The sequence below is a fragment of the Paraburkholderia piptadeniae genome, from assembly GCF_900007165.1.
Classification (GTDB): domain Bacteria; phylum Pseudomonadota; class Gammaproteobacteria; order Burkholderiales; family Burkholderiaceae; genus Paraburkholderia; species Paraburkholderia piptadeniae.
Genome location: NZ_CYGY02000046.1, coordinates 99448 through 115807, shown reverse-complemented (window position 1 = coordinate 115807; position 16360 = coordinate 99448). Strand labels below are relative to the sequence as shown.

Annotated in this window: 13 protein-coding genes and 1 pseudogene; 8 read left to right on the top strand and 6 right to left on the bottom strand. The window is 64.5% G+C overall.

Annotation, left to right across the window (positions count from 1 at the left end; genetic code table 11):
- Positions 1 to 2: 2 nt before the first annotated feature.
- Positions 3 to 248 (bottom strand): annotated as a pseudogene (locus tag BN2476_RS23520) (GNAT family N-acetyltransferase); the annotation flags it as partial.
- Positions 249 to 380: 132 nt separating this feature from the next.
- Between BN2476_RS23520 and BN2476_RS23515 the strand changes: the two are divergent.
- Positions 381 to 2894 carry a penicillin acylase family protein gene (locus BN2476_RS23515; protein WP_087736556.1) on the top strand — a complete coding sequence of 838 codons (2514 nt, stop codon included), beginning with the start codon at positions 381 to 383 and terminating at the stop codon, positions 2892 to 2894.
- Between the two features lie 33 nt (positions 2895 to 2927).
- The gene (locus tag BN2476_RS23510) at positions 2928 to 3293 is read left to right on the top strand and encodes a nucleotide pyrophosphohydrolase (RefSeq protein WP_087736555.1); all 366 of its coding nucleotides are present in this window, start codon (positions 2928 to 2930) and stop codon (positions 3291 to 3293) included.
- Positions 3294 to 3526: 233 nt separating this feature from the next.
- On the opposite strand, the gene BN2476_RS23505 is transcribed toward BN2476_RS23510, so the two are convergent.
- Together BN2476_RS23505 and BN2476_RS23500 are read right to left on the bottom strand one after the other, a co-directional pair.
- Positions 3527 to 4138, bottom strand: coding sequence for a hypothetical protein (locus BN2476_RS23505; RefSeq protein ID WP_087736554.1), 612 nt, complete (start codon positions 4136 to 4138; stop codon positions 3527 to 3529).
- Between the two features lie 28 nt (positions 4139 to 4166).
- A complete protein-coding gene (locus BN2476_RS23500) occupies positions 4167 to 5561 on the bottom strand; it encodes a selenium-binding family protein (RefSeq protein ID WP_087736553.1) in 1395 nt (464 codons plus the stop codon).
- A gap of 41 nt (positions 5562 to 5602) precedes the next feature.
- Between BN2476_RS23500 and BN2476_RS45640 the strand changes: the two genes are divergently transcribed.
- Both BN2476_RS45640 and BN2476_RS23495 read left to right on the top strand, forming a co-directional pair.
- Complete coding sequence (locus BN2476_RS45640) at positions 5603 to 5800, top strand: hypothetical protein (protein ID WP_143811024.1); 198 nt, start codon at positions 5603 to 5605, stop codon at positions 5798 to 5800.
- Between the two features lie 45 nt (positions 5801 to 5845).
- Positions 5846 to 6664: a helix-turn-helix transcriptional regulator gene (locus BN2476_RS23495; RefSeq protein WP_087736552.1), complete on the top strand. Its 819-nt coding sequence runs from the start codon at positions 5846 to 5848 to the stop codon at positions 6662 to 6664.
- Positions 6665 to 6811: 147 nt separating this feature from the next.
- Here BN2476_RS23495 and BN2476_RS23490 read toward each other — a convergent pair whose 3' ends face one another.
- From BN2476_RS23490 to BN2476_RS23480, 3 genes are read right to left on the bottom strand one after another with little or no spacing between them, the layout of a single operon-like run.
- Entirely contained in the window at positions 6812 to 7336 is a 525-nt protein-coding gene (locus tag BN2476_RS23490) for a gamma carbonic anhydrase family protein (protein WP_087736551.1), read from the bottom strand.
- Positions 7337 to 7373: 37 nt separating this feature from the next.
- Positions 7374 to 8156, bottom strand: coding sequence for an SDR family oxidoreductase (locus BN2476_RS23485; protein ID WP_087736664.1), 783 nt, complete (start codon positions 8154 to 8156; stop codon positions 7374 to 7376).
- A gap of 20 nt (positions 8157 to 8176) precedes the next feature.
- A complete protein-coding gene (locus BN2476_RS23480; protein WP_087736550.1) occupies positions 8177 to 10036 on the bottom strand; it encodes an acyl-CoA dehydrogenase in 1860 nt (619 codons plus the stop codon).
- Positions 10037 to 10363: 327 nt separating this feature from the next.
- Here BN2476_RS23480 and BN2476_RS23475 point away from each other — a divergent pair, with 327 nt between their 5' ends.
- From BN2476_RS23475 to BN2476_RS23460, 4 genes are all read left to right on the top strand, one after another.
- Positions 10364 to 11443: a DUF1254 domain-containing protein gene (locus tag BN2476_RS23475; RefSeq protein ID WP_235850933.1), complete on the top strand. Its 1080-nt coding sequence runs from the start codon at positions 10364 to 10366 to the stop codon at positions 11441 to 11443.
- A 17-nt stretch (positions 11444 to 11460) separates the two neighbouring features.
- On the top strand, positions 11461 to 12900 hold the full coding sequence (locus tag BN2476_RS23470; protein ID WP_087736548.1) for a DUF1254 domain-containing protein: 1440 nt from the start codon (positions 11461 to 11463) through the stop codon (positions 12898 to 12900).
- Positions 12901 to 13272: 372 nt separating this feature from the next.
- On the top strand, positions 13273 to 14637 hold the full coding sequence (gene hpaX, locus BN2476_RS23465) for a 4-hydroxyphenylacetate permease (RefSeq protein WP_087736547.1): 1365 nt from the start codon (positions 13273 to 13275) through the stop codon (positions 14635 to 14637).
- Between the two features lie 23 nt (positions 14638 to 14660).
- Positions 14661 to 16355, top strand: a complete 1695-nt coding sequence (locus BN2476_RS23460; RefSeq protein WP_087736546.1) for an FAD-dependent oxidoreductase — start codon at positions 14661 to 14663, stop codon at positions 16353 to 16355.
- Positions 16356 to 16360: the final 5 nt, after the last annotated feature.

Below are 16360 nucleotides of genomic sequence, written 5' to 3'. Positions count from 1 at the left end.
CGCTAAAGATGCTTGTAATAGAAGGTCGTTCCGCAGAAAGATCCATCCGGCATCAACGCGTATTTCGGCACCTCGCCGACCCGCTGCCAGCCCGCGCGCGCATACAAGCGCTCGGCGTCGCCGCCCGTCACCGTGTCGAGCACGAGCACGGTCTTGCATTCGTCGCGGGCCACGGCGTCGGCGGCCGCCATCAGCCGCTGCGCGACGCCGCGCCGGCGCGCGCGGCGGTGCACGAGCGCCCTGGATACTGGATCAAAATCCAGCATGCTCGAGAACGCGCGCTTTCGCCGTGACCGTATGGGAAAGTGCAAACGGCTTCGTGCACAATGCGCGGACGCCTTGATCCCTGAACCCAGCGAATTCCAAACGATCAGCCAACAATGAGCCGTCGCCGCGCCGTCGAAAGCCAGTTCTCGGGAAAATCAATCGGTCGGACTGTCGGGATCGCCGCGCTCGCGCTGGCGGGCCTGGTCGTCGCGCTGCTGTGCGCGGCGCTGCTCGGCGGCTGGCTGCTGCTGCGCGGCAGTCTTGCGCAACTGGATGGAACGCAGCGCGCGCCGTCGCTGTCGGCGAAGGTGACGATCGAGCGCGACGCGCTCGGCGTGCCGACGATACACGGCGCGTCGCGTGCCGACGTCGCATATGCGACCGGCTTCCTGCACGCGCAGGACCGCTTCTTTCAGATGGACCTGCTCAGGCGCGTCGCGGCGGGCGAGGTGTCCGCGCTGATCGGCCCGAATGCGCTCGATCTCGACAGGCGCAACCGCCTGCATCGCTTTCGCACCCGCGCGCACGCGATCGTCGAGGCGATGCCCGCCGACCAGCGGCAAATCGTCGAGCGCTATACGGCGGGCGTCAATGCCGGCCTCGCCGCGCTGTCGTCGCGGCCATTCGAGTACTGGATGCTGCGCACGCAGCCCGAAGCGTGGCGGCCCGAAGATTCGCTGCTGGTCGTCTACGCGATGTACTTCGATCTGCAATCGTTCGAGACGCGACGCATTCTCGCGCGCGCCGTGTTGCGCGACCGCGTGCCCGCCGATCTGTACGCGTTCCTGCTGCCCGCAGCGAGCCATTGGGACGCGCCGCTCGACAGCGCGTCGACGCCGCCTGTCGAGCCAGCACGGATTCCCGCGACGCGCCCGGACTGGCTATCGGCGACGAAGCCCGTGAGCGCCGCCAGAGACACGAGCGACACGAGCGACGGGCTCGACGACACGGGCGCGAACGGGTCGGCTGTGGGCAGCAACGGCTGGGTCGTCGACGGCGCGCACAGCGCGCATGGCGGCGCGATCCTTGCGAGCGACATGCATCTCGGGCTGTCGCTGCCGAACATCTGGTATCGCGTGTCGCTGACGTGGCCCGCGGAGGACGGCCAGCCGATGCATGCGCTGACGGGCGTGAGCCTGCCGGGCACGCCGCTCGTGATCGCGGGCAGCAACGGCAAGATCGCGTGGGGCTTCACGAACAGCTACGGGCGCTACATCGATCTGATCGAGCTGCATCGCAATCCCGCCGACCCGTTGCAGTACCGCGCCCCCGATGGCGCATGGGCGCGCGCGGATGTCCATCACGAGATGATCGGCGTGAAGGGCGGCGCGAGCGTCGACTTGCCCGTGATCGAGACGCGCTGGGGGCCGCAGATCGACGTCGGCGCGCGCGCATATGCGCTGCGCTGGGTCGCGCATGACCGGGAGGCCGTGAACCTGAATCTGCAAAGGCTCGAAGACGCGAAGACGATCGACGACGCGCTGCACGTCGCGCAGACGAGCGGCATCCCGACCCAGAACTTCATGGTCGCCGACGCGCGCGGCAACATCGGCTGGACGCTGGCGGGTCCGCTGCCGCAACGCGACGCGAGCGACGCGCAAAGCGGCCCCGGCAGCGACACGCCATACGATTCGGCGACGTACAAAGGCTGGCGGCACTATCTGCCGCCCGCGTCGTATCCGAAGCGGATCGATCCGCCGCTCGGCCGCTTGTGGACGGCGAACAATCGCGTGCTGATGTCGAACGAAGCGGCGCTGATCGGCGATGCGGGCGCGGACCTGGGCGCGCGCGCGTCGCAGATTCGCGACGATCTGCTCGCGGCGCCGAGCCCCGACGAACGCGCGATGCTGTCGATCCAGACCGACGACCGCGCTCAATGGATCGACGCGTGGCGGCGCGTCGCGCTCGAAGCGCTCGACGCCAGCGCGCTCGCGGGCCATCCGCAGCGTCTCGCGTTCCGGCAGCAACTGCTCGCGTGGAATGGCCGCGCGGATGCCGATGCCGTCGGCTACCGCCTCACGCGCGGCTTCTTCTTCTCGCTGTACGACGCGTGGTTCGGCAGGCTCGACGCCGATCTCGCGAGCGCGATGCCAGGCGGTGGCGATGGCAATGCGACGCTCGGCTTGCGCGTCGCGAACTCGCGCTACGAAGCCGTGATGGAGACGCTCGCCGAGCATCACGCATGGGTGCCCGATGGGTTTATCGACTGGCGCTCGTTCATGCTCGACCGGATCGATCATGCGATTGCGCAGTTGCCCGCGGACGTTGCGATCGACGATGCGCGCTGGGGCGAACGCAACCGCGCCGCGATCGAGCACCCGTTCGCGCGCATGGTGCCTGCGTGGCTGCCGTGGTTGCGCGGCTGGCTCGGCGCGCCGCATGATCCGCTGCCCGGTGACATCAACATGCCGCGCGTGCAGGCGCCGAGCTTCGGTGCATCGGAACGCATGATCGTGTCGCCGGGGCGCGAGCAGACCGGCATCTTCGAGATGCCGGGCGGACAGTCGGGCAATCCGCTTTCGCCGTATTTCCTCGCGGGTCACGAAGCGTGGGTGCGCGGCGCGAAGACCTCGTTTCTGCCGGGCACGCCCGTGCATCGGCTGACGCTCGGCCGTGCCGGACAATGATCGCTATATTGAAGATTTTCGTGGAGTGAGCGTATGGAGAAGGAACGCAGCAGCGATCTCGTCGCGGTGCGCGATCTGTTGCGGCAGTTCGTCAGCGAGCGCGACTGGTCGCGCTTTCATTCGCCAAAGAATCTGGCGACGGCGTTGAGCGTCGAGGCGAGCGAACTGCTGGAGCCGTTTCAGTGGCTGGAGTCGGGCGAAAAGAGCGAACTCGCCGACGACAAGCTCACCGCGATCCGTCACGAGATGGCCGATGTGCTCGCGTACCTCGTGATGCTCGCCGATCGTCTCGACGTTGATCTGTATGTGGCCGTGCTGGAGAAGATCGAGCTGAATCGCGCGAAGTATCCGGCGCACAAGGTGCGCGGCGATTCGCGCAAATACTCCGAGTACGAGTAGCGTTCCGCTCGACCTGTTGCGCGAAGAAAAGGGGCAAACCCGTCTTGAGGTGAGGAAATACGGGAGCCTTTGACAATTGTCGCAACGGTGAGTCTGCCCGATGCCAACGCGCTCACGAATGTGCTTGTGTGAGGCTATTCGGGAGCCGCGCGATGGTGAGTTGCCCCACAATCCGCACGGCACTGTCGCTAAAGGTGAGGTTTTTCGGGACACGGCCGCGCAGTGCCGAACGGTTAGCCGGTGACGATCAGCAGCGCGCCCGTGACGGTCAGCGCGCCGCACCAGAGCCAGTCGAAATTGATCCAGCCACGCCGCAGCATGCCGAGCCCCAGGTACTGATAGGCCGCGAGCGCGATCGCGCCCGCCGTCGCGAGCGTCACGAGGGTGTGCACGGCCGTGACCTGTCCGACCGATTCGAGCGAGCTGCCGACGGGCATTCCCGCGCCGCACATCGGCAACAGCGCGGGCAGCAGCATCAGGCCGGCGCCGTGCATCGTCGCCATGGCCGCCGACCACAGCGCCAGTCCGACGAAGCCCGCCGTCATGCCGATGCGCACGCGCTGCCGGTGTCCGTAGAAATGGTGATACGCGGCCCACGCGATCAGCAGCGCGCCCATGAACACGCGCAGATGCTCGGTGTGCGTGAAGAGCCCGAGCGCGACGGCCGACGTGGTAAGGAACATGACGGAGACGGCGTGCCCGAGCGCGAGCGGCGGCAACGCCATCAGCAGCGCCTTGCGGCTGCCGTGCTGAAGCCCGAGCGCGGCGGCGAAGAGCCACCCCATCGCGGGATTCACGCCATGGAAAATCCCGCTGCCGATCACAGTTGCCCATACGCCGTTCATCGCGCTCGCCTTTCGCTGCCGCCTGCGCTCACGGATAGCAATACGAATCCGACGACGCGTCTCCGCCTTCGAGCCGTATCTGATGCGGACGATGCGACTTTGGCCAGTCGACGAAGAAGTCGTCCGCGACCGTGAGTCCGCCGCTCTTGTCCGCATTCAGCCGGACCATCCAGCCGTCGATGCCTTCCGTGTAGAACTGCTCGTCGATTGCGCCGTACAGCGAGTTCGTGAAGTACACGCGGCTGCCGTCGCGGCTCACTTCGACCATCTGCGGGCCGCCGTTCAGCGGACGACCGCCCGCGCCCGCATGCGTCGCGCGCGCGGCAATGCCGCCGATGCGCACCGTGCCCGTCAGTTCGGGCCTCATCGGATCGGAGACGTCGTATTGCTTCAGGTCGCCCGTGCCCCAGCACGACACGTACAGGAAGTGGTCGTCGAGCGACAGCGCGATATCGGTGACAAGCGGCGGCACCGCGCCGAAGCCTTTGAGCATCGGCGGAAGCTGCGACGCATCGGCGGGTTCGGCGGGAATCTCGATGACTTTGCGCGCAGCCCATTGATCGCCTTCGCGATACCACGTCCAGATCGACGCCGACAGGTCTTTCAGGCTGATCACCGAATTGACGAAGCCATAGGCCTTGGTCGGATCATGCGCGGGGCGCAGTTCGAACACCAACTGGTTCTCCGCGCCGAAGTCGACGACCTGCTTGTGCTTGCGCGTGTTCATGTCCCAGAAGTGCAGACGATGCCCGTACTGGCCGCCGAGCAGCACTTCCGGCACGAGGCCGTTTTCGAAGGTCGCGGGCAAGCCCCATTCGCTCGTCACAACGGTGTCGTAGCCGAGATGCCACCAGCCGTCGTACGAAATCTGCTGCGGGCCGCGATCGATTTCCCATTGGCCGCGAATATCGAACGTTTCGTGGTCCATCAGAAAGATGCCGCCGGGCGCTTCGCCCTGCGCGTTCGCGAGCGACACCACGTAGATGCCGGCTGGCCCGCAGTGCACGGTATGAGGCCGCGTATAGCCCGCTTTTTCCGCGACTTCGGCGGGTTCGAGCACGCGCACGATCTGCGGATTCCGCTTGTCGGGCTTCGTATCGAGTATGTGGATGCGCGACGAGCGCAGCCCAGGCACGACAAGATAGCGGCGCTCCGTATGGGGATGCGGCGCGTTCGGGCACAGGCACGAGCTGCACGCGTTCCAGCCGAAGTGATGCAGCTCGTCGCCCGTGTTCGGCATCGGCACGCTGCTGACGATGCGGCCGTAGTCCGCCGAGTCGGGATCGACATCGACGACGGCGAGCTCGTCGGGCGTTTCGCGCGACGGATCGAAGCTTGCCACATACGCGACGGTTTCCTTCGGCGCGCTGCCCGCCATGCGAGCGGAAGGATAGAAGGTCGGATCGGGTTTCCAGGTCGCCATATCTCACTCTCCGAAGGATGTTGCGATGCGGCACGCGATGCATGCGCGCCGGCTACAAAAAAACGGCGGCGTGCATGTGCGAGGTTTTCACTGTAGGCAATTTAAAAGCGACGCGTGAGTTCATTCGCTTTCGGACCGGCTTTTTGTGCGCGCACGGCGAGCGCGGCGGCCGCGATCGCAGCGGATCGGACGCGATAGCCGCGTTCGCGCATGCGCGCGGGGCGCGCGGATTAAAATGATGTGATTACTCCGTCATTTCCCGCCGCTTCTGGTAGCAATCGATCATGCGTTCATGGCGCCTTGACCGTCCCGTCTCGCAAGGGCAGCTGGATCTCAGCCGCGCGACGGGGCTCGTGTCGTCGATCGGCAGCGACGACTCGAACGCGCTCGCCGCCGAAGTGCTGAAGCTGCTCGGCGATATCGCCGCGATTTCGCAGTGCACGATCTTCGCGTACGAGTTCGGCAATCGGCCGCGCACGGTGTCGGTGGCCGACCATCGCGGCGGGCGCTTTCTGCGCGATGTCGCCGATACTTACGCGCGCCACTTCTATGCGCTCGACGGCAACCAGAAGATCGTCTCGTCGGCGCGCAACGACAGGCCTGGCTCGACGCTCGTGCTGCATCAGCAGACGAGCGACGACATTCTCAACGAAGCATACCGGGCCGCCTGCTATCAGCAGCCGAACGTGTCGGACCGGGTGTCGCTGCTCGTGCAGCCGACACCCGATATCTGGCTGTCGGTGAATCTGTATCGCGACCGCCGCTTCGGCAATTACCATCCGCGCGAAATCGCATTGATCGAAGCGATGGCGCCGCTGATCGCGCACGCGGCGAAGCATCACTATGCGATCTGCGGGCAGCGCGACCTGGCGATCTCGCACCTGATGCTCGCGCGCGTGCGCGGCATCTGCCCCGAGCTGTCGAAGCGCGAACTCGACGTGCTGACGGGCGTGCTCGAAGGACGCACCGCGCAGGAAATCGGCGACACGATGGGGATCAAGGCGACGAGCGTCGTCACGTATCAGAAGCGCGCGTTCCGGCGGCTCGGCATTTCGAGCCAGCGGCAACTGTTCGCGCTGTGCGTCGGGCCGGGCAAGGTCTGAGGGCTTTCTGCTTGCCTTCCTACCGACGGAAACGGCGGTTAGCGACCCGCAGTCCGAAGCAGCGGCGAGGCATCAATGGCTCATTTTGAGGTCGAGCAGACGTTTGAGCAGAAGCTTTGCTGCAATCGCGCCTGACCATGGAAATCGCTAGCTGATCCGCTGAAGCGCCGTACGGTAGGTCGCTTGCCCCTCTGCATAGTGCGCTGCGCCCTCATGCAGCCGTGCGATATCGTTGTCGGTCAGCGCACGGACAACACGTGCCGGGGCGCCGAGAATGAGCGAACGAGGCGGGAAAACTTTTCCTTCAGTCACGAGCGCGCGGGCGCCGACCAGACACTCCCGGCCGATCACGGCGCCATCGAGCACGACCGCGCCAATTCCAATCAGCGCGCCGTCCTCGATGGTGCAACCATGCAGCACGGCCTGATGCCCGATTGTCACGTGCTTGCCGACGACGAGCGGGCACCCGTGAACCGTATGCAGCACGACGCCTTCCTGCACACTGCTGCCCGCTCCGACAACAATAGCGTCGTTATCCCCGCGCAGGACCGCGCCCGGCCACACGCTCGCACGCGCGCCAACCGTGACGTTGCCGATGAGTGTGGCCTCGAGCGCGACGTAGGCATCGACATCGATCACCGGTTTGTGCTTGCCAAGCTGATAGATCGCCATAGGGTCACCGAATCGAAAAGGGACGATGCAAATCCGCTCACACGGCGCTGATACCACCGTCCACAGCGAGAATCTGCCCCGTAATGTGCTTGCCCGCGTCGCTTGCAAACAGGGCTGCCGCGCCCTTTAGGTCCTCGTGGTCACCGAGGCGTTGCAACGGCACACCCGTGCACATGCTCTCTACACCAAGCCGGTCGAGCGACCCTTGCGTCATCTTCGAAGGGAAGAAGCCCGGCGCGAGCGCATTGACGGTGATGTTGTACACGCCCCATTCCCCTGCAAGCGCGCGGGTGAAGTTGACGACAGCGCCCTTCGACGTGTTGTATGCGATCGTCTGCATGGTGCCTGGCGCATTGCCCGATAGCCCCGCAATTGAAGCGATGTTGATGATGCGGCCGTATCGGCGCGGAATCATGGATTTCCTGCCGAAGTGCTGCGTGAGCAGAAACAGTCCGCGCACGTTCAGGTTCATGACCTTGTCCCAGGCGTCGAGCGGGTATGCTTCGGCCGGTGCGCCCCAGGTGGCGCCAGCGTTGTTCACGAGAATGTCGACATGGCCCAGGCGCGAGAGAGCTTGATCGGCGAGGCGGCCGATGTCGCTTTCGCGTGCGCCGTCGGCGGCGATCCATTCGGCTTCGACGCCGCGCGTTGCGAGATGCGTCCGCGCAGCCTCCAGTTCGTCCGCCTTGCGCGCGCTGAGCACGAGCCGCGCGCCCAGATCGCCGAGGCACTCGGCGATCTGTAGACCGAGCCCGCGCGAGCCTCCCGTGATTACGGCCGTCTTGCCCGTGAGATCGAACAGTCGTTGTATGTGGTTCATGTTTTCATCGACGAGGGTGATCAGTACCACGCATCCCGCATGTCGAGCGTGGTGCTGTCGAGGGATGCGAGCAGGTCGAACTGCGCTGCCACACGCGGCAATTCCCAGCGAAAGTACCAGCCAGCGGCAGCGAGCTTGCCTCGGTAGAACTCCGGGCGCTCGCCGGATGTGTCTTTGTCGATCGCGCACTGCGCGACGAGCGCCTGTTCGAGCCAGATCCATGCAAGCGTCACATGGCCGAATGCCTCCAGATACACCGATGCGTTGGCGAGCGCCAGAGCCCGATCATCGGTCGAGCACAGCGCGCTGGTGACTTCTTCGAGACGCGCGATCATCGCGTGAAGGCTTTGCGCCCATTCGGCGAGCGCGGCGTCTTCTCCGGCCGCCCGTGCGATCGTCGCGCGGATACGACCGAGCAGAAGGCGCAGCGCGGCGCCCTCCTGCATCGTGACCTTGCGGCCCAGCAGGTCCTGCGCCTGAATGCCGTGCGTGCCCTCGTGGATCGGATTGAGACGGTTGTCGCGCCAGAACTGCTCGACGTTGTACTCCCGCGTGTAGCCATAACCGCCGTGCACCTGGATCGAGAGATTGTTCGCTTCGAGACACCATTGCGACGGCCAGCTCTTGGCGATCGGCGTGAGGATGTCGAGCAGCAGCGTACAGTCGTGTGCCGCGTGTGCGTCGTCGTCCGATTGGGACGCGCGCGCGTCGTCGACGAGCTTCGCACAATAGAGATTGAGTGCGAGCGCGCCTTCCACATAGCTCTTTTGAGCGAGCAACATGCGGCGAATGTCGGCGTGCTCGATGAGCTTTACTTGCGGGCTGGCGGCGTCTTTTCCGGCTGCGCCCGCAATGCGTCCCTGTGGCCGGTTGCGCGCATAGTCGAGCGCGTGCAGATAACCCGTGTAGCCGAGCGCCGCCGCGCCAAGACCCACGCCGATGCGCGCCTCGTTCATCATGTGGAACATATATGCGAGTCCCGCGCCGGGTTTGCCGACGAGATACCCGATCGCGCCCGCGCGCCCGCTGGGCGTGTACTTCGTCCCTTCGCCGAAGTTCAGGAGACAATTGGTCGTGCCGCGATAGCCCATCTTGTGATTGAGGCCCGCCAACACCACGTCGTTGTGTTCGCCAGGCGCGCCGTTTTCGCCAGGCAAGTACTTCGGCACGATGAAGAGCGAAATACCCCTGACGCCGGGCGTCATCTTGCCGTCCGCGCCGGGAATCCTGGCGAGAACCAGATGCACGATGTTCTCGGCGAGTTCATGTTCACCGCCAGAGATCCACATCTTGTTTCCTCGCAGGCGGTACTGCGCGCCCAGCGAAGACTCTCCCTCGTATTCGGCGCGCGTCGTGATGTCGGAGAGTGACGAACCCGCTTGCGGCTCGGAAAGACACATCGTCCCGAAGAATCGACCCTCCATCTCCGGGCGCACGAATGCGTCGATCTGCGCTGGCGTTCCGTGCGCGAGCAACAGGTTTGCGTTGCCGATGGTCAGGAACGGATAGGCGGCCGTGCCGATATTCGCGGCGAGGAACCAGGCGAAGCACGCCTTTTCGACGACGAGCGGAAGCTGCATGCCGCCGAGATCGTAGTCCTGCCCGGCGGCCATGAGACCTGCGGCGCAGAACGCATCGAGCGCCGTCTTGACCTCGGGAATCACATGAACGCGCTCGCCGTCGAAGTGCGGTTCGTGCTGGTCGTTCTTCTTGTTGTGCGTGGCGAACAATTCGGTGGCGATCTGTTCGCAGGTATCGAGCGCAGCGTCGAACGTTTCGCGCGAATGGTCGGCGTAGCGCGGCATTTGCGCGAGTTGCTCGACGCCAAGCCATTCGTAGAGCAGGAAATTCAGATCCCGGCGGGAAAGTATCAGCGACATGACGGCATCCGGTTCAAGGTGTGCTGGATAAAGAATTCGATCGGCACTGACAGCGGCTTCGACTGCGTACTTTCACCATATGCCGTCGATGGCTAAGGACGATGATAGGCAGCCGCGCCGACGGTCGGCACCTCGCCTTTTGAGGGGGTATTGCACCGCATCAATTCCTGCGTCATGTGGTCCGTCGTGACGGGCGCCCCCCGTGTGGACAGGGGTGCGCGCCGACCGTATCGCTCTACGCTCGACGGTGAGGCATGCCGGCACCGCCGCACCGGCCAGCAAGCCGAACCCGCCGCGCGCGAGCGTGGCTGAAAGAACGGAGAGGAGATGACAAAACGTTCGAACGTGCTGGGCTCTCTGATGGCACCCGTCCTCGCACTTGCGCCGCTGGCCTTGTGGGCGCAGACGGACACGCAGCCTGCACCTGCTTTCAATGCCGTGACGGTGGACAATTTCCCCCGTGCCGAAACGGACATGTACCTGCGCCTTTTCGTGAAGCGCGGCGCATTCGGCCGGTTCTATCACTTCCGCGATCTCGCGCCGATCAAGGGCACGGGCGTGCGTCCCAATCGGGACACGCTTTATTCCGAGGCTGTCTTCGACCTTGATGCCGGACCGGTGTCGATCACCATGCCGGAGGCGGACAGGCGCTTCATGTCGATCATGGCCGTCAACGAGGACCACGACGTACTGAGCGTAGGCTACGGCGGGGGCGCTTATACCTATACAAAGGGGAAGGCCGGCACACGCTATCTGTTCGTTGCCGTTCGCACACTGGTCGATATGGCCGATCCTTCCGATGTCGACCGCGCACACGCACTGCAGGACGCGATCGCGGTTAGCCAGCCGGGTGACCCCGGCCGCTTTGAGGTGCCCGACTGGGACCCCGTTAGCCAGAAGAAGGTGCGCGATGCGCTAGTGTCGCTAGGCGCGACGCTGCCTGACTTGCGACGTGCGTTCGGTGCGCCCGGGCGGGTTGATCCCGTCCGTCACCTGATAGGCACGGCGATGGCTTGGGGCGGCAATCCCGACAAGGATGCGATCTATCTGAACGTGACGCCCGCGCACAACGACGGCACGACGATCTACCGCATGAACATAAAGGACGTGCCGGTGGACGGTTTCTGGTCGATCAGCGTCTACGATGCCCACGGCTATTTCGTGCCCAACGCTCTCGATGCCTACACGCTCAACAGCATCACAGCGAAAAAGTCCGGCAACGGCACCATCGCGATCCAGTTCGGCGGCTGCGACAGCAAGGTCCCGAACTGCCTGCCGGTTCCTCCGGACTGGAACTACATGGTGCGTTTGTATCGGCCGCACGCTGAGGCGCTCGAGGGCAGCTGGTCCTTTCCGCAGGCTTATTCCGTTGGCGCGAGCACGAGCACGAGCGCGACTGCGCCTTAAGGAGCTAACACCAGATCATGAACACCACAGTTCAGCTTAACCGCAACGGAATGCGTATTCTGCTCGCTGCTGCCGCACTCGCCATTACTCTGCCCGCAAACGCCGCTGCCCCGTCTCCACCCCAGGAACAGTCGGCCCCCGCCACTCAGGGCATTCTCTACCGGCGCGCGGTCGAGGCTGCGATCTGGGGCATGCCGATCGTGAGCGTGGACGCGATGCGCGAGGCCTTCTTCCGCGATGCCCATGCGCACTACAACGATATCGTCTACTGGTCGCGCCCCGCCGACTGGATGAACCAGACGACGACGCCCAATTCGTCGACGCTTTACGTCTACTTCAACTTCAACCTGAAGGACGGCCCTGTCGTATTCGACCTCCCGCCGTCGAACGGGGCAGCGACCTTTGGCAGCCTGCTCGACGCATGGCAGGAGCCGCTCACCGACGTAGGTACGTCCGGACAGGATGCCGGTAAGGGCGCACGCTATCTGTTGCTGCCACCGGGCTTCAGCGGTGAAGCACCTGCGGGCTATATTCCCGTGCACAGCTCGACCTTGAACGGCTATGCGCTGATCCGCGTGATTCCGAAGACGCTCACCGGCCCGGACGTCGCGTCCGCGCTTGCGTCGATTCGCGAGCAACGGGTTTATCCGCTCGTGCAGGCCGCCAATCCACCAAAGCAGCGCCACATCGACATGGCGGGCAAGCTTTTCGACGGTATTGTTCGCTACGACGAGACGTTCTATACGCGGCTCGCGCGGATGGTGAACGAGGAACCCGTCGCGTCGCGCGATCTCGTGGCAATGAATCAGCTGCGCTCGGTTGGCATCGAAAAGGGCAGCGCATTTGCGCCCAGCACCGCGACACAGTCCATCCTGCGTGCCGCGGTCGGCGAAGCGCATGAAGAGTTCATCGATACGATGCGCGACAACCGCAAGCTCTGGTGGCCCGGTGCGCACTGGGGCGTCGGTGGCCAGGGCGTGGCGACGAAGACGGGCTTCACGTTCCAGACCGCCGACTATCTCGATGTGGACGAGCGCGGCGCGATCTACTACCTCGCCTATGCGCCGCCCGTCAAACTCGGCAAGGCAAGCTTCTATCTGACCGAGTGGCACGACGCCAGCGGCCAGAAGCTGCGAGGCGAGCGAACCTACCGGCTGCGCGTACCGCCAAACGTGCCCGCGCGGCAGTTTTGGGCCGTGACGGTCTACGACGTGAATAGCGCCGGGTTCATCGAGCACTCGCCGCGCGTGAATCTCGATTCGTACGATACCGACGCGCAACGCAATGCCGACGGCTCGATCGATCTCTACTTCGGCTCGCAGCCTCCCTCGGGCAAGGCATCCAACTGGATCTACATCGCACCAGGCAAGGAATGGTTCGCTGTTTTCCGCTTCTATGGACCAGAGCCGGCGATTTTCGACCACAGCTGGGCGCTGGCCGATCCCGTTCGACAGTGAACCAGACTAGCCGCCCAGGTGCCGGGGATCAGCAAGAGAAAATGATGAGGGAGAGTCCGCTGGCTACCACGGAACGGCCATTTGAACGTCGGCGGGTGCACGTCTTCGAATGGCCGTGGATGACCGAATGCAACCCGACCGTTGCGTGCCTCGGGAAATCTGCGAAAGACCTTATTTTCCGCTGACCTATCCGCGTTTTCCCCAGGCCCGCGCGGGGCGTGACTTGTACCCAATTTGAGGACAGGCGGCGCAACGCCGCGCTCCATACTGCGACGCATCGCCACGTGTCGCCAATCTTCGAATAGCGGTCCGTTGAAGCGATTGCATCGGGCCGTTGGTGTCCGAGATAGCGTGACCATCGGAGACATCAGTATGGAATCCACCTCGCGAGCCGGTGCACTGGATGCATCGTCGGCAACCCACGCGCAGCAAGCGCAGCCACAGTCCGTGATCGCCAAGGTATCGCGGCATCTGCTGTGGTTCCTGTTCGTGCTGTTCTTCTTCTCGTTCCTCGATCGCATCAACATCGGCTTCGCCGGCCTGACGATGATGAAGGACCTGGGGCTCACCAGCACGCAGTTCGGCCTCGCAACCACGCTCTTCTATGTCGCGTATATCGCGTGCGGCATTCCGAGCAATGTCGTGCTTGCGCGCGTCGGCGCGCGTCGATGGATCGGCACGATCATGATCGCGTGGGGACTCGCGTCGACGGCGACGATGTTCGCAACGAGCCCCGGCACGCTGTACGTGTTGCGCGTGCTGGTCGGCGTGACGGAAGCGGGCTTCCTGCCGGGCATCCTGCTGTATCTGACCTACTGGTTCCCCGCCGCGTACCGCGCACGCGCCAACGCGCTCTTCATGATCGCGATGCCCGTGACGGCGGCCGTCGGCTCGGCGCTGTCGGGCTTCATCCTCGGACTGGACGGCACGTTCGGACTGAAGGGCTGGCAGTGGCTCTTCCTCCTCGAAGGCTTGCCGTCGGCGATTCTCGGTCTTGTGGTCTACGCGTATCTGCACGACAGCCCGCAAGACGCGCACTGGCTCGACGCGGAAGAAAAGCGCACGCTCGCAGCGACGCTCGCCGCCGAGCACCGCACCGACCCGACCGTGCCCGCGCAATCGGGTCACGACAAAAGCATCGTCAGCGAACTGCTGTCGCCCGCCGTCGTGAAGTTTGCAATCGCCTACTTCTGCCTCGTGAATACGCTCGCGATGGTCGCCGTGTGGACGCCGCTCATCGTGAAGAGCTTCAGCGCCGATGCGAGCAATCGCACGATCGGCCTGCTCGCGGCGATTCCGCAGGTGTGCACGATCGTCGCGATGATCTGGTGGGGCCGGCGTTCGGACCGCAAGCAGGAACGCAAGTGGCACCTGATGCTGCCGATGCTGTTCTCCGCTGCGGGCTGGCTGTGCACGGCCTGGTCGCCGAATCCGGCGCTGCGCATGCTCGGCGTGTGCCTCGCGTCGGCGGGTTCGTACACGGCGATGTCGATCTTCTGGACTACGCCCGATCATGTGCTGAGCTTCCGCGCGCGGGCCATCGGCATTGCCGTCATCAACGCGACGGGCAACATCAGCTCGGCGTTGAATCCGCTTGTGGTTGGCTGGCTGAAGGACGCGACGCGCAGCTTCTCGGCGGGCCTGCTGTATTCGGCGGCGCTGCTCGTGATCGGCGCGATCGTCGTGATGCTGTTGCCGATGGACAAACGCGAAGCGCCGCGTACGCGTGCCGCCTGAAGGTATTGAATCTGGAGCATCACATGAACAAGGAATTCAAACCCTATCCGTTCACCGCGAAGCAATACAAGGCGCGTGTGCCCGAACTGAAGCAGGGCGTGGACGCGAAGCGTCATGCCGTGACGATCGTCGGCGGCGGGCCCGTTGGCCTCGCCGTCGCGCTGGGACTCGCGAACCATGGTGTGCGATCGGTGCTGATCGAAGCGGACGATTCCGTCTGCTACGGCAGCCGCGCGATCTGCATTTCGCGCCGCAGCCTGGAGATCATCGAGCGGCTCGGCGCCGTCGAAGGCTTCCTCAACACGGGCTTGCCGTGGACGGGCGGACGCAGCTTCTACCGCGACACGGAAGTGCTGCACTTCACAATGCCGCAGGATGAAAACCAGAAGCTGCCGCCGATGGTCAACCTCGCGCAATATCACATCGAACAGTTCCTGCTCGATGCAGCGGAAAAGCGCGCCGATCTGATCGACATTCGCTGGCAGACGCGCGTGAAGTCGATCGATGCGCACGATGACGGCGCCACGCTGCAACTCTCGACAGCCGATGGCGATTACGCGCTCGACACCGACTGGGTCGTCGCGTGCGACGGTGGGCGCAGCACGATACGCGAAGCGCTCGGGCTGCAATTGCAGGGCACGAGCTACGAAGGGCGCTATGTGATCGTCGATATCGAACTCGACAGCGATCGTCCGACGGAACGGCTCGCTTACTTCGATCCGTCGTCGAATCCGGGCTCGACCGTGCTCGTGCACAAGCAGCCCAACAACGTGTGGCGCATCGACTATCAGTTGCGCGACGGCGAGGACGCCGAGCAGGCCGTGAAGCCTGAAAACGTGATGCCGCGCGTGCAAAGCCTGCTCGACATGATGGGCGAGAAGGGCGCGTGGGCGCCGATCTGGATCACGATCTACAAGGCCAATGCGTTGACGCTCGAACGCTATCGGCACAACCGCGTGATGTTCGCGGGCGATGCCGCGCATCTCGTGCCGATCTTCGGCGTGCGTGGCGCGAACTCGGGCATCGACGATGCGGACAACATCGCGTGGAAGCTCGCGTTCGTCGTGAAGGGACTCGCATCGCCGGCGTTGCTCGACAGCTATTCGGACGAACGCGTCGCCGCGACGCATGAGAACCTGAGCTACGGCACGAAGAGCACCGAGTTCATGGCACCGCCTTCGTTCGCGTTCGACCTGATGCGCAACGCCGTGCTGAGTCTTGCCGTCAGGCATCCGGGCGTGCGCTCGCTGATCAATCCGCGGCAGACATCGGCGATCACATACGTGAACTCGCCGCTGAATGTTGCGGATGCCGATGCGTACGCTGCGGGGCCTGTGCCGGGCGCGGTGCTGTCCGAGTATCCCGTGACGATCGCGGAAGGCGGCCATGCGCGCGAAGCGCATCTGACCGATCTCGTCAGCCCGCGTTTCACTGCGCTGTGCTTCAGCGACGAAGGCGGTGTGCCTGCCGGATTCACCGGGCTTGCCGAAACGATGCGCGAACGCGGCGTGCCGTTCAGGATCGTGCCGCTGAGCGCGCGCCTGCATCCCGAGACGAACGGCGTGCATGCGTGGGATCACACGGGCCGTCTGTTCGAGCGTTACGACGCGAAGCCGGGCACCGTGTATCTGGTGCGTCCCGATGGCCACGTGCTGGGCCGCTGGCGCAATGCGCGCGCCGCCGATATCGAAGCGGCGATCACGCGCGCGCTGTCCTGATCAAC

Coding starts and splice junctions, on each gene's coding strand:
- BN2476_RS45640 (WP_143811024.1), top strand. CDS start 5,603: ATGCGCGCCGGCTACAAAAAAACGGCGGCGTGCATGTGCGAGGTTTTC.
- BN2476_RS23495 (WP_087736552.1), top strand. CDS start 5,846: ATGCGTTCATGGCGCCTTGACCGTCCCGTCTCGCAAGGGCAGCTGGAT.
- BN2476_RS23510 (WP_087736555.1), top strand. CDS start 2,928: ATGGAGAAGGAACGCAGCAGCGATCTCGTCGCGGTGCGCGATCTGTTG.
- BN2476_RS23470 (WP_087736548.1), top strand. CDS start 11,461: ATGAACACCACAGTTCAGCTTAACCGCAACGGAATGCGTATTCTGCTC.
- BN2476_RS23485 (WP_087736664.1), bottom strand. CDS start 8,156: ATGAACCACATACAACGACTGTTCGATCTCACGGGCAAGACGGCCGTA.
- BN2476_RS23505 (WP_087736554.1), bottom strand. CDS start 4,138: ATGAACGGCGTATGGGCAACTGTGATCGGCAGCGGGATTTTCCATGGC.
- BN2476_RS23480 (WP_087736550.1), bottom strand. CDS start 10,036: ATGTCGCTGATACTTTCCCGCCGGGATCTGAATTTCCTGCTCTACGAA.
- BN2476_RS23460 (WP_087736546.1), top strand. CDS start 14,661: ATGAACAAGGAATTCAAACCCTATCCGTTCACCGCGAAGCAATACAAG.
- BN2476_RS23515 (WP_087736556.1), top strand. CDS start 381: ATGAGCCGTCGCCGCGCCGTCGAAAGCCAGTTCTCGGGAAAATCAATC.
- BN2476_RS23475 (WP_235850933.1), top strand. CDS start 10,364: ATGACAAAACGTTCGAACGTGCTGGGCTCTCTGATGGCACCCGTCCTC.
- BN2476_RS23490 (WP_087736551.1), bottom strand. CDS start 7,336: ATGGCGATCTATCAGCTTGGCAAGCACAAACCGGTGATCGATGTCGAT.
- hpaX (WP_087736547.1), top strand. CDS start 13,273: ATGGAATCCACCTCGCGAGCCGGTGCACTGGATGCATCGTCGGCAACC.
- BN2476_RS23500 (WP_087736553.1), bottom strand. CDS start 5,561: ATGGCGACCTGGAAACCCGATCCGACCTTCTATCCTTCCGCTCGCATG.